A 24,033-nucleotide genomic window follows, 5' to 3' on the forward strand; every position below is an offset into this window, starting at 1 on the left:
GATTTATCCTTTCGGTTTACATATAAGTGCTATAAAAAATGAAAATAATATCGCTGCAGAAATACCTGCAGACGTTAAACTAAACATACCCATACCAATCCCTATATATCCGTGTTTCTCTGCGGCATGCATTGCCCCGTGTAATAGGGAATGTCCAAAACTTGTAATAGGAACTGTTGCCCCAGCACCCGCAAACTTTATAAGCTTATCGTACAATCCAAATCCATCTAAAACTGCTCCTATCACTACAAAAGTAGCCATTAAATGAGCCGGTGTTAACTTTGCAAAATCTAACAATACTTGTCCAACTAGACAAATAGCGCCTCCTACAAGAAATGCATATATAAAATCCACAATTCACTCTCCCTTCACTCTCTCAAATACGACACCATGTGCAATTGTTGGGATTGTTTCTTTCTGCTGCATCATCATCGGGCTTAATAAAGCACCAGTAGCAACGACAAAAATTCGTTGTAAATTCCCTTTTTGCATCTCGCTTAATAAATGACCATATGTGACAACAGCTGAACAAGCACAACCACTACCACCAGCAAATACTTCTTCTTGACCCGAATCATAAATCATTAATCCGCAATCATTATATATATGCTCAATATCATAACCTTCTTCCAGTAACAGTTGTTTCGCGATTGGTGTCCCAATAGCTGATAAATCACCGGTAACAATCAAATCGTAATCGGCTGCACTTCTCTTCAAATCTTCAAAATGTTGCTGAATTGTATGAGCTGCAGCAGGTGCCATCGCCGATCCCATATCTAAAGGATTGGCAATTCCTAAATCTTGCACTTTTCCAATCGTAGCTGACGTAATTTTAATGGCACTTTTTTCTTTACTAATTAATATGGATCCCGCACCTGTAACAGTGGAATTTGCTGTCCCTGGTTTTTGTCCCCCATACTCTGTTGGATAACGAAACTGTCTTTCTGCTGTTGCATTATGACTACTTACCGTCGCTAAAACACGATTTGCGAATCCACCGTCTATAAAGGCTGATCCGACCGCTAAAGTCTCCATCGAGGTCGCACAAGCACTAAACATGCCTAAAAAGGGAATTCCCCACTTACGCGCAACGTAATTTGCTGTTACTGTTTGGTTTAATAAGTCACCCGCTAAAAAGAAATCAATTTGTGATGTTTCTACATTTGCTTTTTGCATGACTTGTTGAATAGAATCTGACATTAATCTTCGTTCCGCAAGCTCCCAGTTTTCCTCTCCGCAATGTAAATCATCATATGAAATATCAAATTCCTTTCCAAGAGGGCCTTCAGCTTCTTTTGGACCGACGGCAGTACCGGTTGCATTCACATAAATATCATTTTGAAATACCCACGTTTGTTTTCCTGTCAACCTCATACTAGCCCCTCCTTTAGGACATCAAAATTTGAAATGTATATCTTATTAACCCAATAATGTATGCCCCAACAACCCCAAAAACGATTACACTTCCCGCTAGCTTAAACATGTTTGTAGCAACCCCAAGCACAATTCCTTCACTCTTATGCTCTAGCGCAGCACTTGCCATAGAATTCGCAAATCCCGTAACAGGTACGGCCGACCCTGCTCCAGCAAATTGCCCGATTTTATCATATACACCACAACCTGTTAAAATCGCCGATAATAGTACAAGAGTTGCGACTGTTGGATTCCCTGCCTCTTGTTCACTAAAATGAAAATAATGTATATAAAATTTCATCAATACTTCTCCGATTGTACAAATGAGTCCACCTACAAAAAATGCCTTAACACAATTTATAAAATAATTTGGTTTCGGATGGTATTCCTTCACTTTATTTACGTAATCGTCCTTTAGTTTTCGCCCTGTCATTTATATATTGCCTCCTACTTTACGAAATAAATCCAGTGAAACAACGAGCCTATTACTTTTCCAAGTACAAGAGCAACGAGTAAAACAACTATTTTCCCCTCTACCCCTACTCGTTTCGCTAAAATAGGTAAAACATTTAACACTTCTGTTAATGCGGCAGCGAGCATTCCAATGAATGTGCCACAAAATACTCCTAATATAACAAGCCAATATTGCGATGTTTGAAATGTAATATTTTTCAAACTACACCAAGCTCCTGTTAACGTACCTGCAATAACTGCCCACTCAAAATATTGAATGTGCTTTCCACTTCTCGTTAATTGAGCTAGACGAGGGATTATACCAAGTACAGCTAAAAATGCGACATATCCGCTACCTACTGCAATTCCTCCTGCTAAAGCAATTAAAATAACGAATCCAGACTCAATCATCGGTAAGTTGTTTCATATTATCCTTGTTTTCATGAACAATTACATATTGGTCAAGTGACTGCTGGTATTGGAACATCTCCACTTCTAACGGACTCGGTTCTTCATTAATACGCTTTTGAAATACATGATTAAAAAATAAAACCATACCTAACCCAAGACCTAATGAATAAGGAATTTGAAATAGAAGTGGTTGCGCCTTAAATTCTCCCGTAATCATGTAATATAATCGTTGGTGCACTTGTTGCATACTTACATCTTCATGGAAATAAATGATCGCAAGGGCCGCTCCAATGAAAAGTAACAACCATACAAGTCCGAAGAAAATCGGATGTACTTTCTTTTTTTCATATATAATTTCAACAAGAGTTTGTCCAGAACCGAGTAAATTAATTTGTATATGGGCCACCTTTCGCCTAATAATCTCAATAATTTTCATAACATCAATTACAACATGCGTCTTATCATGCGCTGTTATTTTGTAAACTACCTCATCCTGTAACGACTGAACTACCAGAGCATCTCCGGCAAGTTGAGCAACATCACCGAGCTTTACTTCATACGTAGGAGAAACTTTTAATCGATTACGCATTTTAATATAAATTGTTTGTTCCAATTTCCATTCACCTCTTCACTCTTCCTCGTAGTTGTAGTATGGTTATTGAATTTTTTTCTAATACAATTTTTTCATAAAAAAACATCTGTACCAATTCGGTACAGATGTTTTTTAGTTTATGCCTTTTTCTTAAATAAATTTGCAATACTTAATGCGAGCCCTCCCCAAATGACTACTATTCCAATAACCATCATCATAATCGCTGATCCACTCATTATGAAACACCCCGATCTTTCCATTCTTTTTCAAGCTTAGCAGAATCTGAATGTATTTGTGTATTCCATTTCTTTAAACTAATAATTAACGCAACGATAAGGAACGCTGCTGCAATTGACCAACCATACGTAACGACAAACTCTGTTGGGTAATCTCCATAGTTCTTTTTAATATTTTGGAGTGTACCATCAATTAACATGTACCCTAACATAAGCGGAGTAATAACGAGTAAACTCACCCTCCAAAACGTCCCTAACTTAATATCAGATACGAAGTTTGCATGGTTTTGATAAACCGGTAAACGACGTAAAATGAGTCCTATCGTAACTACTTCTGCTAGCGCAATTGTAATTAATCCGAAGTTATTAGCGAAGTAATCCACAACATCTAGGAACATAAGACCGCCACGTGTCGCAAAAACGAGAGAAACGAGTACGAGAAGCGTCCCCATAATTCCAATTGTTTTTTGGCGGCTTAAACTAAACTTTTCAGATACGGCAGCAAAACATACTTCCGCAAGCGAAATGAGGGATGTAATCCCAGCAACCGTTAATGATAAGAAAAATAATACGCCAAATAAAGGTGACATTGGTAATTCATTAATAATTTGCGGGAATACTACAAACGCAAGCCCTACACCAGCACTTGCTACTTTATCAACCGGTACTCCCATATTGTTTGCCATAAATCCAAGAGCTGCAAAAACCCCAATCCCTGCTAATAATTCAAATCCTGAGTTGGCAAAGCCCGTAATAAAGGCATTATTTGTTGTATCTGAGTTTTTCGGTAAATAACTAGAGTACGTAATCATAATTCCAAATGCTAAAGATAAACTAAAGAAAATTTGACCGTAAGCAGCAAGCCATACTTTCCCATCAAAAATACGACTCCAATCCGGTTTAAAGAATGCATCTAACCCTTGCATCGCACCTTCCATCGTCACTGCACGAACTACGATAATAAGGAACATAACAACTAATAAAGGGATGAAAATACGGTTAACAACTTCGATTCCTTTTTTAACTCCTTTGAATGCAACACCAAGCACAATAATCCAAACGAGAGCTAACGGAATTAACACTTCTGGTACAAGTCCCCCAAATTGTCCTGGCTTATCTGCAACCTGTAAATACTCTTTAAATAAAAATGATTGCGTGTCTTTCCCCCATGCTCCAGTAATTGCAAAGTACGTATATGAAATAGACCAAGCAATAATTACTGCATAATATGTTGAAACGATAAATGTTACGCACATTTGCCACCATCCGATGAATTCAGCACGCGGATGAATACGGAAGAACGTAAGTGGCGCGGAACCACGGTGACGATGCCCAAGAGCAAATTCAAACGCTAATAATGAAATACCAGTCGTTAATAATGCGAATAAGTACGGTAAAAAGAATGCGCCTCCCCCATTTTCATACGCTGTATAAGGAAAACGCCATATGTTTCCTAATCCAACGGCAGAGCCGACCGCTGCGAAAATAAATCCGGCCCTCGTTCCCCATTGTTGCCTCGTTTCCATATTTCCTTCCCCCTTTGTGACAAGTTCATAATTGGATTATATTTTAAATTTACTAAATTATCAATAAATTCTGTTAATTTTTACGAAAGTTTACAATCTCCTCCTATTAAAGGCATAAAAAAAGATCGAATAGCTATTCATCTATTCGATCTTTCATCTGTTTTAATATTTTCTTTTCAAGTCTTGAAACTTGTACTTGCGAAATGCCTATTCGCTCCGCTACTTCCGATTGGGTTTGGTCTTTATAGTAGCGTAGATATACGATTAAACGTTCTCGCTCATCTAATTCTCTAATTGCCTCTTTTAAAGCAATTTTATCAAACCATTTCGTTTCAGATTGATCTGCAATTTGATCTAAAATAGTAATTGGATCCCCGTCGTTCTCATACACCGTTTCATGTATAGATGAAGGGGCACGACTCGCTTCTTGCGCCAGAACCACTTCCTCTGGTGTTAGTTCTAACGCTTCGGCTACTTCATTAATCGTTGGGGCCCTTCCGAATTCTTTCGAAAGCTCGTCTCTCATCTTTCGAATTTTATTTCCTGTTTCTTTTAAAGATCTACTTACTTTCACTGATCCATCATCACGTAAAAATCGTTGTATTTCTCCAATAATCATGGGAACTGCATATGTTGAAAATTTCACGTCGAAAGATAAATCAAATTTATCTACCGATTTTAAGAGCCCAATACATCCAATTTGAAATAAATCGTCTGGTTCGTATCCTCGATTAAGAAAACGCTGCACAACCGACCATACGAGACGCATATTACTTTGAACGATTGTATCTCTCGCTTGTTGATCTCCATCTTGACTTTGTTGAATTAACGCTTTTAGCTCGTGGTCCTTTAACTGAGGTTTCTTCTTCTCATTTTTGACCTCTATGTCCATAGGCTATTCTCCTTAATTGCATAGAGCGTTACTATTTGATAAGTATTTTGTCAAATGGATTGTTGTCCCGAAAGATTCGTTTGAAATAACTTCTACTTCATCCATAAAATTTTCCATGATAGTAAATCCCATTCCGGAACGCTCTAATTCAGGTTTAGTTGTAAAAAGGGGTTGTCTCGCTTCATCTAAATTAAAGATGCCAATCCCTTCATCTCGAATCGTGAGTTTCACCATTGCTTCTTCCAAAATTACAGAAATATAAACAACACCTTCTGCATTTCCTTCATACCCATGAATAATTGCATTCGTAACCGCTTCTGACACAACTGTTTTAATCTCTGTAAGTTCTTCCATCGTAGGATCTAGTTGCGCAATGAAAGCAGCTACTGTAACGCGAGCGAACGATTCATTTTGACTTAACGCTGAAAATTGAAGGTTCATTTCATTTCTCATTTATGCCACCCCCAACGTCGCGAGCGCATGCGCTTCACTTTCTTCTAAGCGAACAATTTTAAATAAGCCCGACATTTCAAATAAACGCTTAACAGGCGGTGAAATTGCACAAACAACCATTTCTCCACCTAATCCCTTTACATGCTTATATCGGCCTAATATAACACCTAAACCAGAACTATCCATAAACGATAAGTTCTCTAGGCTCAAAACAATATGATGAACACCATGTGTCTCAATCATATCTGTTACTTTCGTTCGCAACTCTTCGGCAGTATGATGATCTAATTCACCCGCTAGCCTCACACATAGGACGTCACGTTTTACTTCTAATTGCATGGAAAGACTCACACGATTTCCTCCTTATGCTCAAACTTTACTGATTTACATACATAAAGATTTTCGTGATACAACATAAGAATCCTTCCTACTGACAAAAGAAGAACTATTTCGCCATAAAGTGAAACCATTCAGCAATTATTTACTTACATACGAATAGAAAAGCGGCAAAATGTTTGCCGCTATTTTGATGTTGAAAACATCCCAAAACTTCTTTTAAATAACTCCCACCAGCTCGCTGCAGCAACATCTTCTTTTGCTACAATTGTTTGTTTTAATAAAACATCTTTATCTTTCTTAATAACAAGTGTACCAAGTGCATCGCCCTTTTTAATCGGCGCTTTCACTTTCTTTTCAGCAATTACTTCTTGCTTTACCTTGTCCATATTTTCGCCCTTCTTCATAAGAAGAGATACATTGTCGGAGGCTACTAAATCTACTTTTTCTTTTTTCCCTTTTCCTACTTGGACAGTCTTAATCTTTTCGCCTCGTGTATACAATTTCTTTGTCATATATTGACCAAATGCGTAGTCAAGAAGCTTCGTTACTTGATTGTTCCGTTCTTTCGATGTAGGCGCTCCCATAACAACTGAAATAACACGCATCCCATTCTTTTCAGCCGATGCTGTTAAACAATATTTTGCTTCTGTCGTAAAGCCCGTTTTTACACCATCTACTCCAGGATAAAAACGTACTAACTTATTCGTATTCACGAGCCAAAACTTCTTATCCGTATCTTCACGTAAATAGTCTTCATATTTTCCTGTGTATTTACGAATAAGTGGATATTTCATCAACTCTTTCGCCATTATAGCCATATCATTTGCTGTAGAATAATGGTCTTTAGCCGGCAGACCTGTCGGATTTTGAAAATGAGTATTTTTCAGTCCTAAATCTTTCGCTTTTTTGTTCATCATATTTACAAACCCTTCTTCTGAACCAGCGATATGCTCCGCTACTGCAACAGATGCATCATTTCCAGATGCAATAGCAATACCCTTTAGCATTTCATTTACGGTCATCTCTTCTCCAGGCTCTAAAAAGATTTGTGATCCACCCATTGAAGCTGCATGCTCACTTGCTCTAACTTTATCGGTCAGTTTTAATTTTCCTTTTTCAACTTGTTCCATAATTAATAGCATTGTCATAATCTTCGTCATACTAGCAGGTGGTAACTTCTCATTTGGATTTTTATCAAACAAAACTTTACCTGTATCTTGTTCAATTACAATTGCTGATGACGCTTGTTCCGCTAACTTCGGCGTTGTTTCTTCTGTTTTCTCCTGCTTCGTCTTCTCAGATTGTGCGAAACTAACTGAAGTACCAGAAAGCAATAACATGAAACAAACAAGTATTCCAAAAACTCGCTTCATGACTAACCCTCCATTCTATATCAAACCTATTTTTTCCAATTTACTGTTTTTTAATACCATATTTTTCTAACATTTTCAGTTGACAAACACATTCATCACCTTTATTGTATTAAGTGTATTACACACAGTAGTACACTTAATACAAGTCAGAAAGGAGACATTGCTCTTGCATATTCAACTTGATCCAAGAAGCAACACTCCGATATGGGAACAAATTGTTCAAAATATAAAAGAACTCGTATTAAAGAACATGTTAGCTCCAAGTGACAAACTACCTTCTGTACGCGAACTCGCTTCTTTACTCGTTATCAATCCAAATACAGTGAGTAAAGCGTATCAAGAGTTAGAGCGACAAGGGATTATTGAAACATTACGAGGAAAAGGAACATTTGTATCCCAATCGATTACCCCAACATTAGACGAAAGGAAAATCGCTATGGTTGAAAAGCAATTTCATCAATTACTATTAGAAGCCTCTTATCTTGGTGTTACGAAAGATAAAATTCATGATTGGATAGATTCATACTATAAAGAGATTGGAGGAAATGCGGATGCTGAAAGTGACAAGCTTGAAAAAGACAATTGATAATCAAACAATTTTAGACGATGTTTCTTTCACATTACATAGAGGAAGTATCATCGGGTTACTAGGAAGAAACGGTGCGGGGAAAACAACTTTATTACGAACGATGGTCGGTATTTTAGACCCTGATGCAGGGACTGTTACATATGAAGATACAAACATTCATCAGTGTCCTGAAATAAAGCAAAAAATCGTATATGTTCCGGATTCTACTAACATACTGAACGGCTATACGGTAAAAGAAATTGTAAAGTTTTATAAAGCCGTTTATACAGCATTTGATGAACAGTATTTCTATGAACTGTTAGAACACTTTAACTTACCAAACAAACGAATTCGTAGTTACTCAAAAGGAATGAAAGCACTGCTTGCGATCATTTTAGCCGTTTCTACAAAGGCCGAATATATCATTTTAGATGAACCGACAAATGGGCTTGATCCTATCGTGAAACGGCAGATCCTCCAATTTCTCGTTGGAGAAGTTGCAGATAAAGAGATTACCATTTTTATCTCAACTCACCATTTAGATGAAGTGGAACAAATTGCAGATACAATCATTATATTAAAAGGCCATACTATCTCGTCTATTACATCACTAGACGATGCCAAATCACGATTTGCTAAAATACAAGTTGCTTACGAACGATCACTACCTCAAAAACTAGAAAACTTAAGCAATATTAAAATATTAAATCAAACAGGAAAAGTATATACAATCTTAATTGAGGGATATGTAGCTACAACACTGGAGAAGTTTTATAAAGAACAACCTATACTCATTGAAGAATTAACAATGTCACTTGAAGATGTCTTCGTTACGACACTGGAGGAGGATGGGTATGTTTCATAAAGCGTTGTGGATGTGGAATTGGAAGCGTGGGAAATATGCTGTGTTACTATTCTTCTTTAGTTCGCTTTACTTATTATCTTTTGGATACTATAGAAGTGCGCAGAGACAACTTGATGCGTATTACGAATTACAAGAAAAGGGGAAACAGTATTATTATTTTTATACCTTTTCGCAAGGGGAAGGTAATAGTTTTTGGTTAACTGTTCTTATCATTGCTTTAGCCTGCTTATTGATAGGGTGGGAACGTAGTAACCAATCTAATACGCTACTTATGACAATGCCATTTAAAAGAAAAGATGTTTTCTTATCTAAATGGGCTTTTGGTTCCTTTTGTATTGTAAGCTCGTTACTTATAAATTGGATTCTTATGTATGTTATTTATAGAACAACCATTCATTTTGATTATCAATCATTTAGTCCATTTCATCGATACTTTCTTTATGCAATTGTTTCTTATGTTGCAGTATATACAGCTGCACTTTGCATCGGTACTTTTACTGGAAGCATTGTTTCTCAGGTCATTTTTTGCATTCCATGGCTACTAATGGGGCTTACATTTATCCCACTAGTTTACACTTTTACGATAAATCATTTAGAATATACCGATTCTAAAAATTATAAGCTACATGAACAACTTTATGAAATCAATAAAAAAACAAATATAGTTGCACCAATATATAACTTCACGATTTATTACCATTATAATCCTGAATCACGTAAAAAAGAAAATGACTCAACTACTTTAAGAGATCCAGCATCTCATACGTATTATTCAACAAAATCAATGTTAGTCCCTATTTTTTATACAATAGTTTACTTACTACTTGGAACATATTTATATAGACGATCGCCAAATGAAAACAGTCAAAAGATATTTATTTTCCAAAAACATTTAAAAATATGGATATGGGGGACAACCATTTACTTTGCATTACTAGGTGGCTATAAAATCAATCAATTTTTTTTCTTACCTAACTACTATATCAGTTTGTTTCTCGCTGGAATCATTACTTATGTTGTATTATCACGCCTAACAAATTATAAAGTTTTTTAAAGGAGAGATCCTATGTTTCAAAAAGCACTATGGCTAAGAACATATCAACAAAGTAAATATGTTGTATGGTTATTTTGGCTCGTCAGCTTCTATACTTTGTCATATAAATACTATATGACTTCTATTCAACAGCAATATTTTCTAAATATGAACAAAAAATGGAAAGCTATATATCATTACAGTTTTGATTTAACACTTCTAGATTCTATCATGCTGTTAGGTAGTTTGCTAATCGTTCTAGCTTGTACGTTAATTGGATGGGAAAGACAAAATAACGCTAGCGACTTGTTATGGTCTATGCCCTTCAAACGTTCACATCTTTATATAACAAAATGGTTATTTGGAATCTGTAATATCGCCGCCGTTGTCGTTTTAAACTGGGGACTATTTGCTATTATGAAAAAGTTGACTTTTCATAATAAATATCAAGTATTCTCCCCCTTTCATAGTTACTTTATATACATGTTAATTGTATTAATTGCTATTTATACACTTGCCTTATGTATAGGAACAATCGCTGGAAATGTTATATCGCAAGGAGTTCTCACTGCCGCTCTATTCATGTTTCCATTATTACTTCCAGCACTTATTTCAGGCGTCATTGCTGTTCACTCGAATGCCGACTTTCATGAGAACAATGGCATTATACATGATGTTATGGAAAACATACGTATTTCTAGTCCAGCAGAAGATTTTAATATTTACTTTAATTATGATCCACAAAGCGCTTATACTGATCAAAATGGAGTACGTCATACCGAACCAAACTTTACAAAAATTCCCCCGACAAAAACATTGCTTGGCCCTATCGCACATATCATTATTTTATTACCACTCGGTATATATTTATATGCCCGTTCAGTCAATGAGCGAAATGGTAACTACTTATTATATCCAAAACTACAAAAAGTAGTTTTAGCTTGTGCGATTTTCTTTGGTGGGATCGTTGGAGGTTTAATACTAAGTCGAGCGCACTCATTGTCCAGCTTTTACATCGGATTTTTAGTGACTAGTTTCATTACGTATTTCTTCCTACCTAAAATATTAAAATGGAAAGTCTCTTGGAATTTCAAATGAAATAACCTCCTCTTGATGAGGAGGTTATTTTACATTCTCTCTTCTTTTCCCATATTCTTTTTCTTGCTTCGTTCCAAACCCATCACCATTTGCCACGATTTGATCGGTTGGAGCAACTATGCTTTCAGCAATTCTCCATTCTCCCCCTTGTTGAATAAACACTTGCATAAAATAATTCATTCCATTTAATTGGTACGGGTTCTCTTTTTTCACTTCATAACGGGCCGCCACATAATACACCTGCACATTTTCAGCCTCAAACTTAGAAATATATTGTGATAATCTAGGGATGTACTGCGATGCTTTCTGAAGTGGAAGTTGTTTTACTTTTACAAGAGAAGACTTTGTTACATTGCTTATCGTATCTTCATGCCGAATGTTATCACTGTGATGAAATAAAATAGCATTTTGCATAGAGCGAATCCATAGTTTTGAATATAAAACAGGTTGCTTATTTGAAATATGTTGTAATTCTTTCTGAACGACTTGGAGAGGTGTTGCGGCGTCTGCGAATTGATGAAAGCAGAAAAAACTTCCAATCATAATGAAAAGCGTACAAACACGTTTCATAATTTTTCACTCCGATTCTTTTTAATTAAAGTATCGGAGTTTCAAAATATTTTTATTCAAAAGAAAAAGGATAGGAATGCTTTCGCTTCCTATCCTCATTTATTATAATACGCGGCCAAATAGCTCTAATACCATTTCTATTTCTTGGTCGCTCCAACCTTTAAATCTCTCTTTATAATATTCTTTTCGTACAGCTTCTAGTTTTTCAGTTACTTCTCTTCCGTGCTCTGTAATTTCTAAGTACACAATACGACGATCTGAATTAGAACGTTTTCTTTCTACTAATCCTTTTCGTACGAGACGATCTGTAACAGCTGTAATATGACTGGAGGTTACGTTTACTTCACTCGCAATTTGCGAAGCCATCTGTGGACTGTTTAAAAATAACGCGCGTAATACAGAAAATTCATTATATGGCATATGTTCTGCAAAACGTGTATTAATATCATTTTGTAATAAACGTATCATCTTTCGAAATGATCCGGATAACTCTAAAATCAGTGTTTCTCTTTTTTCGTTCACTAGCCTCGTCCCTTTTTTATCATATTTACACATATTATAATCTATAAATACCTATGTTGTATATGCTTTCTTCCCTCAACATTCTCATTTATGTAACTTTTTTCATATAAATTTCTTTTTTGTTCACACATATACATATAAAAAGGATGGTGATGGAAAATGCAGGGTGGAATGAATCCTTATTTACACAATGTACGTACAGCTAATACTGGTAAAGAAGCGACTATTACTGTACAAGGTGAAGGTGTTGTCAAAGCGAAACCCAATGTTGTTATACTAACACTTGGCATTCGAACTGATAGTAAAAATGTGAAACAAGCGCAAGAAGAAAATGCAGTGCAATCAAAACAATTGCTGGATGCACTTAAACAACTTGGTATTGCTGATAAAGATATAGAAACGATTTCTTATACGATTACTCCTCAATACGAGTATGTAAATGATAAAGCGTTACTACAAGGATACCGCGTGGAACATTTGTATGAAATTACCGTTTTAAATGTACAAAAAGCAGGGGAAGTATATGATATAGCCGTTTCAAATGGAGCAAACGTAGCAAAAGGATTACGTTTTAGAATATCTCACCCAAATAAATATTATGAGCAAGCTCTCATTCAAGCTCTGCAACAAGCGGTAGAAAAAGCTCGTGCTATTGCGAGTACATACAATTTAAACATTAATCCTGTTCCACTCTCATTCGTTGAAGAATCTGCTCAATTACCACGAGAAGTTGCATCCTATGCTGCTTTACATGCACAAGCAGCTCCTCCCATTCAATCGGGAGAATTAGAGATCATTTCGACAATACGAGCGATTTTTACGTATTTATAAATAATTTCATTTATAAGTAAACGTTATCATTTTCCTTGTTGTAAAAACATGATGTTCTGATATAATAAAGGACGGTGAGCTCTTACAAAAGAGATATCACGGGTGGGAGAGGGATATGAAAAAGAAGGTTTAACATGAAAGGAATACTTGAAAGAACATTTAAATTAGGTTTACACGAAACATCACCAAAACAAGAAGTTTTAGCTGGAGTTACGTCATTTTTTACGATCGTATATATTATGATTGTAAATGCATCCATTTTATCCGATGCTGGCATTCCTCTTGAAGCTGGAATTTTAGCAACTGTTTTCAGTTCATTTGTCGGATGTCTGCTCATGGCATTTTGGGCAAATGCACCTGCTATTCTTGTCCCTGGTATGGGTGTAAATGCATTCTTCACGTACACTGCTGTGCATACGCTCGGATTAACTTGGCAGGAAGCATTAGCAGCTGTCTTCATCTCTGGTATTATTTTTGCAATTGCTGCGTTTACACCAATCGCTCGCGTGCTTTCAGTATCGATTCCAAAGTCACTAAAGGAAGCTATCACTGTCGGCATCGGATTATTTTTAGCATTTATCGGATTGCAAAAAGGTGGTTTAGTCGTTTCGAATCCAAATACTGCTGTTGCAATGGGTAAATTAAGTAACCCTGTCGTTCTTGCGACCGTGCTTACTCTTATCGTTGCACTCGTATTATTTATTCGTAACGTACGTGGAAACTTTTTATGGACGATTGCAATAGGAACTGGTATTGCATGGCTATTTGGCCTTGTTGATACAAGTCAAATCGGAAATAGTTCATTCTCATTCGCTAATTACGGCGATGTGTTTGGGGCTATGTCATTTGGCAAACTTTCTTCCTTACCATTTTGGATTGCAACATTCTCCTTAAGCATGGTGCTTATTTTTGAGAACATGGGACTTCTGCACGGTTTATTAGAAGATGACCGTAAATTCCCACGTGCTTACCAAGCCAATGCAATTTCAGCAATGACATGTGGTCTATTTGGCACAAGCCCTACCGTATCAACAGTAGAGAGTGCCGCAGGTATTACTGCAGGTGGAAAGACAGGTCTGACGTCTATCGTTACAGGGTTGTTATTCTTCGCGTCACTGTTTGCACTTCCGTTTGTCAAACTAATTCCTGATAGTGCCATTGCACCAATCTTAATTATTATTGGCGGCCTGATGATTACAAGCATTCAGCAAATTCCTTTGAACGATTTTTCAGAAGGATTTCCAGCGTTCTTAATTATCGTCATGATCCCGCTCACATATAGTATCGCTGATGGCATTGCGTTCGGATTTATTGCTTATCCTATCTTAAAAGTTGCTCTTGGAAAGCGTAAAGAAGTCGCACCGTCTATGTATATCATTACATGCTTATTCTTAGCCATGTTCGTATTACATGCTATCGGTTAAGTAAAAACACCGAGGAATTTCCCCTCGGTGTTTTTTATTTAAACCATCCTTTTTTATAAAACCAAGCCATCATGCCGCCGCCAATTAGCGCCATAATAAGTAAACAAATAAAATAACTATATTGTCCACCAAGCTCTGGCATATGCGTAAAGTTCATTCCGTATACTCCCGCAATAAATGTTAATGGCATGAAAATAGTCGAGAACACAGTTAATGTTTTCATAATGTTATTCATATGATGTGAGTTTAATGAAAAATAACTATCTCGAATATCTGCCGTTAATTCTCGGCTTGCCTCAATCATTTCTGTCAATTTAAGCAAATGGTCATGTATATCTTTAAAGTAAATTTCATGATCACTTATACCGTAAAAACGAGTCGAATTTAAAATACGATACAATAAATCACGCATCGGAATGATTGTACGCCTTAGCTTCGATAAATCTGCACGTATATCAAATACTTCTTCTAGTACACTACCTGCTGTCTCACCCGTTAAATTATCATCAATTGCATTTAGGTGATCCTCAATGTAATATACAGGCGCAAAATAGTCATCTACAATTTGGTCGATAATTGTATGTGCTACGTGCAGGGGACTATTTTTAATACGCTTCTTTTCTCCAAGTGTTTTCCATACTCTTTCAATTGCATTATTATGAGAAAAATGGAAAGAAACAATATAACGATCACTAATAAATAAGTCGATCTCGTGCGGTTCTAGTCCATCCTCACCAAATGCATGAAGAACTAAAAAGTTATATCCATCATAAAAATCAACTTTTGGCCTCTGTACATATTCTATACAGTCTTCAATTGCAAGGGGATGGAACTTAAAATGATCTTGCAAAATGTATGTATACTCTTCTTTCGTTGGCTTATATAAATCTAGCCAATACCATACAATATGGTCTTTCTTTGTTTCTTCTAGCGAAACATCATATAATACTTCATCTGTTTTTGTTATTGCACAAATTCTAATCATATTTTCACCCATTATTATTATAAACAAAAAATAGTAAAAAAAGCCAAGGAGAAATACTCCCTGGCGCTTCTTTATTATTCAGTAACGATGCCGTGCACTAATGTTGGTGCATCTACATGCTCTTTAGAGATCTTCATGTTCTCATAAATTTTTGCTTTTACGTCTTCTACATTTTCACGGTTTGCGTAAATGGTAACAAGAGATTCACCTTTTTTCACGCTGTCCCCTACTTTTTTACGAAGCATTAAGCCAACTGCTAAATCAATTTCAGATTCCTTCGTCGCACGTCCTGCTCCTAAAAGCATTGCTGCTGTTCCAATTTCATCTGCAACGATTTCTGATACATAACCGTCTTCCTTCGCTTCCACTTCAACTTTAAACTGTGCTTGTGGTAATTTAGAAGGATCATCAACAACAGATGCATCTCCGCCTTGCGCTGATAAGAACGTTTTAAATGATTCTAGCGCTTTACCGTTGTTCATTACTTCAATTAATTTCTCACGTGCATCTTCTAAAGATGAAGCTTGTCCAGCAAGGTATACCATTTGACTTCCAAGTGTTAAACATAACTCTTCTAAATCTTTCGGTCCTTTACCTTGTAATGTATCAATTGCTTCTTGTACTTCAAGTGCGTTACCAATCGCCTCACCAAGTGGTTGACTCATATCCGAAATAACAGCCATTGTATTACGACCAACGTTATTCCCAATGCGTACCATTGCTTCTGCTAAACGTTTTGCATCTTCATCTGTTTTCATAAATGCACCTGCTCCAGTTTTTACATCAAGAACAATTGCATCTGCACCAGCAGCAATTTTTTTACTCATAATTGAGCTTGCAATAAGCGGAATTGAGTTTACTGTTGCCGTTACATCACGAAGTGCATACAATTTTTTATCCGCAGGTGTTAAGTTTCCACTTTGACCAATAACTGCGATTTTGTTTTCATTTACAAGACGCATGAATTCATCATTTTCGATTTCAACATGGAATCCTGGAACTGCTTCTAATTTATCAATTGTACCACCAGTATGTCCTAGACCACGTCCAGACATTTTTGCAACCGGTACACCTAAAGCGGCTACTAATGGACCTAATACAAGTGTTGTTGTATCACCAACACCACCTGTGGAGTGCTTATCTACTTTTACTCCTTCAATAGCTGATAAGTCGATTGTATCACCGCTATTTACCATTGCCATCGTTAAATCAGCACGTTCTTGATCGTTCATATCTTGGAAGAAAATTGCCATTGCAAGTGAGCTTACTTGATAATCAGGAATATCACCATTTGTATATCCTTCAACAATAAAGTTAATTTCTTCTGTCGTTAATGCATGTCCGTCACGTTTTTTTGCAATTAGGTCCACCATTCTCATTGTGAGGTCACCCCTTCATTTGTTTTACGATTGCTTTTACTAATGCTAAGAAGTTAGCTTTAACACGTTCTGTCGTTTCGATTACTTCATCGTGGTGAAGTGGCTGATCTAAAATACCAGCTGCCATATTTGAAATACAAGAAATACCAAGTACTTTCATACCAGCGTGACGCGCTACAATTACTTCAGGTACTGTTGACATACCAACTGCATCTCCACCAAGTGTACGAAGCATACGAATTTCAGCAGGTGTTTCATATACAGGACCTGTCATTCCAACGTATACACCTTCTTGTACTTTAATATTTAAGTCTGCTGCAACTTGTTTTGCCATTTCGCGAAGCTCTACTGTATATGATGTAGACATATCAGGGAAACGTACACCCATTTCAGAATCATTTGGTCCGATTAATGGATTTGTACCCATGAAGTTAATGTGATCTGAAATTAACATAAGATCGCCTGGTTCGAATGATGTATTTACACCACCAGCTGCATTTGTTACAACAACTGTTTCTACACCTAGTTCTTTCATAACACGAACTGGGAATGTTACTTTTTGCATATCGTATCCTTCATAGAAGTGGAAACGTCCTTGCATTGCTACTACTGTTACACCTTGAAGTGTACCGAATACTAGTTGACCTGCATGGCCTTCTACAGTTGAAACTGGGAATTCAGGGATTTCACTGTAAGGTACTGTTACTGCGTTCTCAATTTCATCTGCTAATACACCTAGTCCAGATCCAAGGATTAGTCCTACTTGTGGTGTCTCTTGAAATTTCTCTTTTAAGTATGAAGCTGATTTTGTAATAAGTTCACGATTCATTTGTTTATCCCCCTATTTCTTTAGCTCGTTTAAGAAGCTTGTTCCGTATTCTGGCATTTTCACACCGAAGTTTTCTGCTACAGTTGCACCAATATCAGCAAATGTTTGGCGAAGTGGTAATTCTTGTCCGCCTTCTTTCATGCTTGGGCTATATGCTAATAACGGTACATATTCACGTGTATGATCAGTACCATGATGAACTGGGTCATTACCGTGGTCTGCTGTAATTAATAATAGATCATCTTCTTTTAGTTTTTCGAATACTTCTGGAAGACGTGCATCATATTCTTGCAGAGCTTCTCCGTATCCTTGTGGGTCACGACGGTGACCAAATAGCGCATCAAAGTCAACTAAGTTTAAGAAGCTAAGACCTGTAAAGTCCATATTTAATGTATCTACAAGCTTATCCATTCCATCCATGTTAGACTTCGTACGAAGTGATTCAGTTACCCCTTCACCATCATAGATGTCAGAGATTTTACCGATAGCAATCACATCATAATCACTATCTTTTAATTCATTCATTACTGTACGGCCGAATGGTTTTAATGCATAGTCATGACGGTTCGGTGTACGTGTAAAGTTTCCAGGCTCACCAACGAATGGACGAGCGATAACGCGGCCTACCATGTACTTCTCATCTAACGTTAATTCACGTGCAATTTTACAAATTTTATATAACTCATCAAGCGGCACTACTTCTTCGTGTGCTGCGATTTGTAATACGCTATCGGCAGAAGTGTAAACAATTAAAGAGCCTGTTTCCATTTGTTCTTGACCAAGTTCATCAAGAATTTCAGTTCCAGAAGCTGGTTTATTACCGATAATTTTACGGCCTGTTTTTTCTTCTAATTCATCAAGTAATTCTTTTGGGAATCCTTCTGGGAACACTTGGAATGGTGTATCAATGTAAAGACCCATAATTTCCCAGTGACCTGTCATTGTATCTTTACCAGTAGATTTCTCTTGCATTTTTGTATAATATCCAAGTGGTTTTTCTACTTTAGAGATGCCTTTCATTTCACGAATGTTACCAAGACCTAATTTCACCATGTTAGGCATTTGTAACCCATTCATATGCTCAGCAATGTGACCAATTGTGTCAGATCCTAAATCACCAAATTGTTCAGCATCTGGTGCTTCACCGATTCCAACAGAGTCCATTACGACTAGGAATATACGTTTATATTTATTCATAACTGCGACCTCCTATAAGTTCAGTTCTACTTCTTGTAGTATGTTCAAAACGCTATAAAGTGAAACTGTTCTCCATAAGAATTATCTTTCGTTCTCATTATCAAACAGTACTTCTTTAAATCATTCTCTAACCTATTTCGTTTACCTTGAAACGACTCAAAAACATTTCTAGTTTTTTCTAAGTCAGATGTCAGACATCTGATACTGATATCATAACATGTTTACGCTTTCTTTTTAATACATTTTCGTAGAATTTCTCATTTTCTTCACACTTCTATTGTAATCCATTATGCACAGAAGTGCTAATCATTTTATGATTTATTTCTTCATATAAAGTGAAATTTTAATCAATGGCGGTTTTGTTCTTTCCCACTGATCATTTGTAGGATAAAAATAAAAAAAGTAGCTCTAAAGAGCTACCTTTTTTATTTTACTTCTACCGTTTCTTCTTTATGTTCATGCAATTCGCCTTTTTTAACATGAACTTTCACTTTGTAAGAACCCTTTTCTTTGAAAGTATGTTTCGTTTCATACTCCCCTTTATTTCCTTCTTTTGCTGGAATGAATTCGTGTTTTTCAACACCATCTTTCCAAATCTCAAGTTGTACTTCAGCACCAGTTAATGCTTCTTCCTTTTGTTTTAAATGAACTTTCATTGTTGATTCAGCATTTGCTTTTATGTCACCAGCCATAAGGTGAATCATTGTATCGCTTTTATGATCGCCATGTCCTGCACCGTGATCACTATTTTCTTTTTTTGCATCTTCTACTTTCGCATTTCCTACAGCCACTTTTACTTCTGGCATAACATGCATTTCACGTGCATTTGTGTGAGCAATAATGTGGTATACTCCATCCGTTTCGAACGTTTTCTCTACAGCATAAACACCTTTTCCTTTATGCTTACCTTCTAGCATCTCGTGCTTTTCGTCGCCAGCTTTCCAAATTTCAAACTTTACATCATCAGCATCTGTTACCTTTTCTTTTCCTTGTGTAACAAGTGCTTGTACTTCTGTTTTTTCACCAGGTTTAATTTCTTTCGGATTTGTTTGAACTGCTACTTTTACAGCTTCTAGTTTCTGTTCTTTTTTCGGTTCTTCTTTGTTTGTATTACAGCCAGCCAATGCTAGCATCGCGATAAATAAAGTCATAATAAGTTTTTTCATCATCATTTCCTCCTTCATACTTTATTTAGTATAGAGGAAAAACATTGTAATATTCTAGTCTTCTGCTGAAAACAATGTACGAAATGTTTGTGAAGTTTCTGTGAAGTGCTATAACCTTTTGAATCTATGAAAAAAGAGCATAGTATCTATGCTCTCGGATGAAACTGTTTATATACATCTTTTAATCTAGTTTTTGAAACATGCGTATAAATTTGTGTCGTTGAAATATCTGCATGTCCAAGCATTTCTTGCACAGCACGTAAGTCTGCTCCATTTTCTAATAAATGCGTAGCAAAAGAATGACGCAACGTATGAGGTGTAAGCTCTTTTTCAATATTTGCTTCTTTTGCTAATCGTTTTAAAATTTTCCAAAATCCTTGTCTTGATAATCGATTTCCATGATGGTTTAAAAAGAGTGCATCTACTACTTTTTTCCCCATCAATTCTCTTCTTCCCTTTTCAATATACTTTTGAATCGCTTCCGTCGCTAAACTTCCTAGTGGAATAATTCTTTCTTTATTCCCTTTCCCTATGCATCGAACAAATCCCATCGTTAAATGCACATCTTCTAAATTTAATGCAATTAATTCTGAAACACGAAGTCCTGTTGCATACAATAACTCTAGCATCGCTTTATCACGAACCCCAAAAGCGCTCGTCATTTTTGGTGTCTGAAGTAACGCCTCTACTTCATCAACTGACAATACTTTCGGTAATTTCCGTTCACCTTGCGGCGTTTCAATATGTACGGATGGATCGTGCTCTACTGCTCGTTCACGAAGTAAAAATTGGTGAAACGAACGAATCGATGCAATATGACGTGCTAATGTTTTCGAAGATTTTCCGTTTTCTTTTAAGTGCTGCAGAAAATTAACAATGTGCAAGCGTGTCACTTCGTGAAAGCTTTTCGCTTGTTCTACATTTTGCAAATACTTTACATAACTTTTCAAATCACGTTCATAAGATACTACCGTATTTTTCGCTAGCCCTTTTTCGACAACCATATAATGAATAAAATCTTTTAATTGATCTTCCAATCTACACTACTCCCCATTTTCATAGAAAAACATCATTCTATTTACGAAAGCATCCTTTGCCGGCTCTTCATTCCCTGATACTTTTTCTACAGTCTCTTCTTTTGGCTTTTCATAACGATGATAGCTTTCATATTCTTCATTTATCCATAGTATAGCGAAATAAAACAAAATCGTACAACTTGTAAATAATAAAAATACTTTTATCCCATCAAAAGTTAATTTTAAAGCTCGGCGCATTGTAAATTCCTCCAAAATATAAGTTATTACAACATATGCCAAGCTTTCACCAATTTATACCTTATTCAAATAAAAAACCTCTTCCTAGTTAAATAGGAAAAGGTTATTTTTCATCCGTTTCATTTTCTTGACAATTTTTACAAATCCCATGGAATGTTAAACGATGATCCTTCACCTTAAAGCTCCAGTCATGTTCTACTTTCCTTTCCACTTCACCAAGTAAATCTTCTTGTATTTCTTGTACAGCACCACATTGTGTACAAATCAAATGATGGTGGAAACGCTGCGCACCTTCTTGGCGTAAGTCATAGCGTGAAACACCGTCTCCGAAGTTAATCTTATCGACAACTTTTAACTCAGATAATAGTTCTAAAGTTCGATAGACGGTTGCTAATCCGATCTCTGGCGACTTTTCTTTTACAAGGAGGTAAACATCTTCTGCGCTTAAATGATCTTCTTCATTTTCTAGCAGCACACGAACTGTTGCTTCACGTTGCGGTGTTAACTTGTAGCTCGCTGCATGTAATTGCTTCTTAATTCGTTCAATTCTTTCTTCCATTCGGTACTACTCCCTCCTCGCCACTCTTACACCATTATATCAGAAGAAGGGCTTCTGTCAAAAGAAAAACAATAAAAACAAATTGATAATTATTCTCATAAAGTATTTATTGTTTATTAATAGCTTCAACGACTTCTTTCATTAAAACTGGTGATGCATAAGCCTCTACACTAGAAGCAAGAGCTAGCACCGCTCCAATTACAAGAAAGAAGCATGTATAACGAATTAATAATGGTAATAGTGGCTGAGTTATTTTCCGTATAAATTGATGCCTAATCATGCGTAAAGAAAAACTTGCGGCAATGGTTGTCATAACGAGAAATACTGGGATGATAATGAGATTTTGTGGCAATACAGAAACAAATGCTAATAATAATCCATTCCATCCATGCTGACTTACTAAAAAACCTACTGTAAATCCGACAACTACTCCTTTTACAAATAATAAAATAAAAATAAGTGGCAATCCAATAATTGAAATCCCTAAAATCCAAATAAATCCAATGTATTTTAATTGTGAAAAGTAACTTTCTCGAAACATTTCGCCTGCAATAGCAAATTCTCCTTTAGAAACTTGTCCAAAAAAACGTTGCAAATAAAATGATAAATCTTGTTTTTGATTTAATTGTAAACTATTTACAAGAATCGCTCCAAATATTACTCCCATCAATAACAAAACAGCGTTAAATATATATAATGAAGAGTTTTCCTGTATGTGAGACATTACACGGTCTTGCCAAGTTTTTCTCCACATTTTTCTTCCCTCCGTTCACACTCTTACTAAAAATGTATGAAAGAAAGAAAAAAGTATGACGAATTAACATTGAAATTCCGCTCTACTTTGCTAAACTAAAAAGTAGAGAATAGGAGGGATTTCTCTTGAAACCATTATTATTAGATTTTCCAACATTATTTCAAACTGAACGCTTACAAGTTCGTAAGCCATTTCCAGGTGATGGTGCAGAAGTGTATGAAGCAATCCAAGCTTCTCTAGAAGACTTAGTACCGTGGATGCCAATTAACGCTGAAACAGAAGAAAGTGCTGAAGAAATCGTTCGTAACGCTCACGGACAGTTTTTACTTCGTGAAACACTTGATTTTCACTTATACGATAAAGTATCAGGTACGTTCATCGGAGCTATAACGCTCAAGCCTGAAAACTGGGATATTCCAAAGTTTTCACTTCACTTCTGGCTACATAGCGCTTATACAAAACAAGGCTATATGACCGAAGCTGTGAAAGGTGCCATTCAATTTGCCTTTGATAAGCTAAGCGCTCGAAGAATTGAAATTCGTATTGATGCAACAAATACAAATGCATGTAACTTAGCAGAACGTTTAGAATTTATTCTAGAAGGTACAATGGAAAATGATTTCATAGCACCAGATGGTAGCTTACGTGATGCACGCGTATATGCAAAAATTAATTAAAAAACACTCGCCTTTGGCGAGTGTTTATTTTTGTAGTTGTAAATATTGTACTGCAAACATCGTCTTCGCATCATGAATACGAAGGTTTTTCATAAGAGTAATCGCTTCTTCTAATGATACTTCCATCAATTCCACAAATTCATCTTCATCTAACGCAGCTTTATTTTCTTTTTTCGTCAAACCTGTCGCTTTATATACATATAAAATTTCATCTGCAAATCCTGGAGATGTATAGAAAGAAGTAATAAGCTCCATATTTTCACATACATAACCTGTTTCCTCTTCTAATTCACGAACTGCTGTCACCTCAGGTTTTTCACCTGGTTCTAACTTGCCGGCCGGAATTTCTATAATCGCCTTTTCAAGCGCTTTACGATACTGCTCAACAAGCACAATTTTCCCCTCATCAGTAATAGCAATAATAGCAACTGCACCAGGGTGATTTACAATTTCACGTTTACTTATTGCTCCATTTGGTAATACTACATCATCAACACGAACTTTTATAACTCTACCATCAAAAATCGGCTCAGTTTTTACTGTTCTCTCTGCAAGATTACTCATACTACTTCATCTCCCTGTTCTATTTCCTATTCTTTCCTCATACATTTTAC

30 protein-coding genes are annotated in these 24,033 nt (G+C 36.2%); 7 read left to right on the top strand and 23 right to left on the bottom strand.

Going from position 1 to position 24,033, the window contains the following annotated elements; all coding sequences use genetic code 11:
* Positions 1–3: 3 nt before the first annotated feature.
* The 11 genes from spoVAE to dacF form a co-directional block, all read right to left on the bottom strand.
* Positions 4–354 carry a stage V sporulation protein AE gene (gene spoVAE / locus EKQ63_RS21620; RefSeq protein ID WP_000345905.1) on the bottom strand — a complete coding sequence of 117 codons (351 nt, stop codon included), beginning with the start codon at positions 352–354 and terminating at the stop codon, positions 4–6.
* Between the two features lie 3 nt (positions 355–357).
* Positions 358–1,374 carry a stage V sporulation protein AD gene (gene spoVAD / locus EKQ63_RS21625; protein ID WP_087954391.1) on the bottom strand — a complete coding sequence of 339 codons (1,017 nt, stop codon included), beginning with the start codon at positions 1,372–1,374 and terminating at the stop codon, positions 358–360.
* A 13-nt stretch (positions 1,375–1,387) separates the two neighbouring features.
* The gene (spoVAC, locus tag EKQ63_RS21630; protein ID WP_087954390.1) at positions 1,388–1,846 is read right to left on the bottom strand and encodes a stage V sporulation protein AC; all 459 of its coding nucleotides are present in this window, start codon (positions 1,844–1,846) and stop codon (positions 1,388–1,390) included.
* 14 nt (positions 1,847–1,860) lie between these two features.
* Entirely contained in the window at positions 1,861–2,277 is a 417-nt protein-coding gene (gene spoVAB / locus EKQ63_RS21635) for a stage V sporulation protein SpoVAB (protein WP_087954389.1), read from the bottom strand.
* A complete protein-coding gene (gene spoVAA, locus EKQ63_RS21640) occupies positions 2,270–2,890 on the bottom strand; it encodes a stage V sporulation protein SpoVAA (RefSeq protein ID WP_087954388.1) in 621 nt (206 codons plus the stop codon). The genes spoVAB and spoVAA overlap by 8 nt, the downstream gene beginning before the upstream one ends.
* Before the next feature lie 116 nt (positions 2,891–3,006).
* Positions 3,007–3,105 carry a methionine/alanine import family NSS transporter small subunit gene (locus EKQ63_RS21645; RefSeq protein WP_000016826.1) on the bottom strand — a complete coding sequence of 33 codons (99 nt, stop codon included), beginning with the start codon at positions 3,103–3,105 and terminating at the stop codon, positions 3,007–3,009.
* Entirely contained in the window at positions 3,105–4,631 is a 1,527-nt protein-coding gene (locus tag EKQ63_RS21650) for a sodium-dependent transporter (RefSeq protein WP_087954387.1), read from the bottom strand. Before EKQ63_RS21650 ends, EKQ63_RS21645 begins: the two co-directional genes overlap by 1 nt.
* Positions 4,632–4,764: 133 nt before the next feature.
* Positions 4,765–5,523, bottom strand: coding sequence for an RNA polymerase sporulation sigma factor SigF (gene sigF, locus EKQ63_RS21655; protein WP_000350734.1), 759 nt, complete (start codon positions 5,521–5,523; stop codon positions 4,765–4,767).
* A 12-nt stretch (positions 5,524–5,535) separates the two neighbouring features.
* Complete coding sequence (gene spoIIAB / locus EKQ63_RS21660) at positions 5,536–5,976, bottom strand: anti-sigma F factor (protein WP_001243400.1); 441 nt, start codon at positions 5,974–5,976, stop codon at positions 5,536–5,538.
* The gene (gene spoIIAA / locus EKQ63_RS21665; protein ID WP_000059133.1) at positions 5,977–6,327 is read right to left on the bottom strand and encodes an anti-sigma F factor antagonist; all 351 of its coding nucleotides are present in this window, start codon (positions 6,325–6,327) and stop codon (positions 5,977–5,979) included.
* A gap of 170 nt (positions 6,328–6,497) precedes the next feature.
* Positions 6,498–7,688 carry a serine-type D-Ala-D-Ala carboxypeptidase DacF gene (gene dacF / locus EKQ63_RS21670; protein ID WP_000831992.1) on the bottom strand — a complete coding sequence of 397 codons (1,191 nt, stop codon included), beginning with the start codon at positions 7,686–7,688 and terminating at the stop codon, positions 6,498–6,500.
* A gap of 166 nt (positions 7,689–7,854) precedes the next feature.
* Between dacF and EKQ63_RS21680 the strand changes: the two genes are divergently transcribed.
* Genes EKQ63_RS21680 through EKQ63_RS21695 form a run of 4 tightly spaced genes read left to right on the top strand, consistent with a single transcriptional unit; the run spans position 7,855 to position 11,252 of the window.
* Complete coding sequence (locus EKQ63_RS21680; protein WP_087954386.1) at positions 7,855–8,274, top strand: GntR family transcriptional regulator; 420 nt, start codon at positions 7,855–7,857, stop codon at positions 8,272–8,274.
* Positions 8,240–9,121 carry an ABC transporter ATP-binding protein gene (locus EKQ63_RS21685; RefSeq protein ID WP_087996459.1) on the top strand — a complete coding sequence of 294 codons (882 nt, stop codon included), beginning with the start codon at positions 8,240–8,242 and terminating at the stop codon, positions 9,119–9,121. The genes EKQ63_RS21680 and EKQ63_RS21685 overlap by 35 nt, the downstream gene beginning before the upstream one ends.
* Positions 9,111–10,175, top strand: a complete 1,065-nt coding sequence (locus tag EKQ63_RS21690; protein ID WP_087954384.1) for an ABC transporter permease — start codon at positions 9,111–9,113, stop codon at positions 10,173–10,175. Before EKQ63_RS21685 ends, EKQ63_RS21690 begins: the two co-directional genes overlap by 11 nt.
* A gap of 12 nt (positions 10,176–10,187) precedes the next feature.
* Positions 10,188–11,252, top strand: coding sequence for an ABC transporter permease subunit (locus EKQ63_RS21695; protein ID WP_087954383.1), 1,065 nt, complete (start codon positions 10,188–10,190; stop codon positions 11,250–11,252).
* 24 nt (positions 11,253–11,276) lie between these two features.
* Here EKQ63_RS21695 and EKQ63_RS21700 read toward each other — a convergent pair whose 3' ends face one another.
* Positions 11,277–11,822 (bottom strand): hypothetical protein, encoded by a 546-nt coding sequence (locus EKQ63_RS21700; RefSeq protein WP_087954382.1) that lies wholly within the window; start codon positions 11,820–11,822, stop codon positions 11,277–11,279.
* A 102-nt stretch (positions 11,823–11,924) separates the two neighbouring features.
* Positions 11,925–12,344 (bottom strand): MarR family winged helix-turn-helix transcriptional regulator, encoded by a 420-nt coding sequence (locus tag EKQ63_RS21705; protein ID WP_001003315.1) that lies wholly within the window; start codon positions 12,342–12,344, stop codon positions 11,925–11,927.
* 159 nt (positions 12,345–12,503) lie between these two features.
* Between EKQ63_RS21705 and EKQ63_RS21710 the strand changes: the two genes are divergently transcribed.
* On the top strand, positions 12,504–13,175 hold the full coding sequence (locus EKQ63_RS21710) for an SIMPL domain-containing protein (protein ID WP_087954380.1): 672 nt from the start codon (positions 12,504–12,506) through the stop codon (positions 13,173–13,175).
* Positions 13,176–13,309: 134 nt separating this feature from the next.
* The gene (locus EKQ63_RS21715) at positions 13,310–14,599 is read left to right on the top strand and encodes an NCS2 family permease (protein ID WP_000676248.1); all 1,290 of its coding nucleotides are present in this window, start codon (positions 13,310–13,312) and stop codon (positions 14,597–14,599) included.
* A gap of 34 nt (positions 14,600–14,633) precedes the next feature.
* Here EKQ63_RS21715 and corA read toward each other — a convergent pair whose 3' ends face one another.
* The 9 genes from corA to spoIIM all read right to left on the bottom strand — a co-directional run bounded on the left by corA (position 14,634) and on the right by spoIIM (position 22,712).
* The gene (gene corA / locus EKQ63_RS21720) at positions 14,634–15,596 is read right to left on the bottom strand and encodes a magnesium/cobalt transporter CorA (protein ID WP_001998197.1); all 963 of its coding nucleotides are present in this window, start codon (positions 15,594–15,596) and stop codon (positions 14,634–14,636) included.
* Positions 15,597–15,658: 62 nt separating this feature from the next.
* On the bottom strand, positions 15,659–16,963 hold the full coding sequence (locus EKQ63_RS21725; protein WP_001243081.1) for a pyrimidine-nucleoside phosphorylase: 1,305 nt from the start codon (positions 16,961–16,963) through the stop codon (positions 15,659–15,661).
* 7 nt (positions 16,964–16,970) lie between these two features.
* Entirely contained in the window at positions 16,971–17,792 is an 822-nt protein-coding gene (locus EKQ63_RS21730; RefSeq protein ID WP_001078446.1) for a purine-nucleoside phosphorylase, read from the bottom strand.
* Between the two features lie 12 nt (positions 17,793–17,804).
* Positions 17,805–18,989 (bottom strand): phosphopentomutase, encoded by a 1,185-nt coding sequence (gene deoB / locus EKQ63_RS21735; protein WP_001046083.1) that lies wholly within the window; start codon positions 18,987–18,989, stop codon positions 17,805–17,807.
* Positions 18,990–19,414: 425 nt separating this feature from the next.
* Positions 19,415–20,158 (bottom strand): FixH family protein, encoded by a 744-nt coding sequence (locus EKQ63_RS21740; protein WP_001993299.1) that lies wholly within the window; start codon positions 20,156–20,158, stop codon positions 19,415–19,417.
* Positions 20,159–20,301: 143 nt separating this feature from the next.
* A complete protein-coding gene (gene xerD, locus EKQ63_RS21745) occupies positions 20,302–21,192 on the bottom strand; it encodes a site-specific tyrosine recombinase XerD (protein ID WP_000390084.1) in 891 nt (296 codons plus the stop codon).
* A 6-nt stretch (positions 21,193–21,198) separates the two neighbouring features.
* On the bottom strand, positions 21,199–21,429 hold the full coding sequence (locus EKQ63_RS21750; RefSeq protein ID WP_001250432.1) for a YqzK family protein: 231 nt from the start codon (positions 21,427–21,429) through the stop codon (positions 21,199–21,201).
* A gap of 103 nt (positions 21,430–21,532) precedes the next feature.
* Positions 21,533–21,988, bottom strand: a complete 456-nt coding sequence (locus tag EKQ63_RS21755) for a ferric iron uptake transcriptional regulator (RefSeq protein WP_000392655.1) — start codon at positions 21,986–21,988, stop codon at positions 21,533–21,535.
* A gap of 106 nt (positions 21,989–22,094) precedes the next feature.
* Positions 22,095–22,712, bottom strand: coding sequence for a stage II sporulation protein M (gene spoIIM / locus EKQ63_RS21760; RefSeq protein WP_223290769.1), 618 nt, complete (start codon positions 22,710–22,712; stop codon positions 22,095–22,097).
* A 155-nt stretch (positions 22,713–22,867) separates the two neighbouring features.
* Here spoIIM and EKQ63_RS21765 point away from each other — a divergent pair, with 155 nt between their 5' ends.
* A complete protein-coding gene (locus EKQ63_RS21765) occupies positions 22,868–23,419 on the top strand; it encodes a GNAT family N-acetyltransferase (RefSeq protein WP_000803491.1) in 552 nt (183 codons plus the stop codon).
* 24 nt (positions 23,420–23,443) lie between these two features.
* On the opposite strand, the gene EKQ63_RS21770 is transcribed toward EKQ63_RS21765, so the two are convergent.
* Entirely contained in the window at positions 23,444–23,983 is a 540-nt protein-coding gene (locus EKQ63_RS21770; protein WP_087954378.1) for an NUDIX hydrolase, read from the bottom strand.
* Between the last annotated feature and the right edge of the window lie 50 nt (positions 23,984–24,033).

The sequence above is a fragment of the Bacillus sp. BD59S genome (assembly GCF_007363175.1).
GTDB classification, from domain to species: domain Bacteria; phylum Bacillota; class Bacilli; order Bacillales; family Bacillaceae_G; genus Bacillus_A; species Bacillus_A pacificus.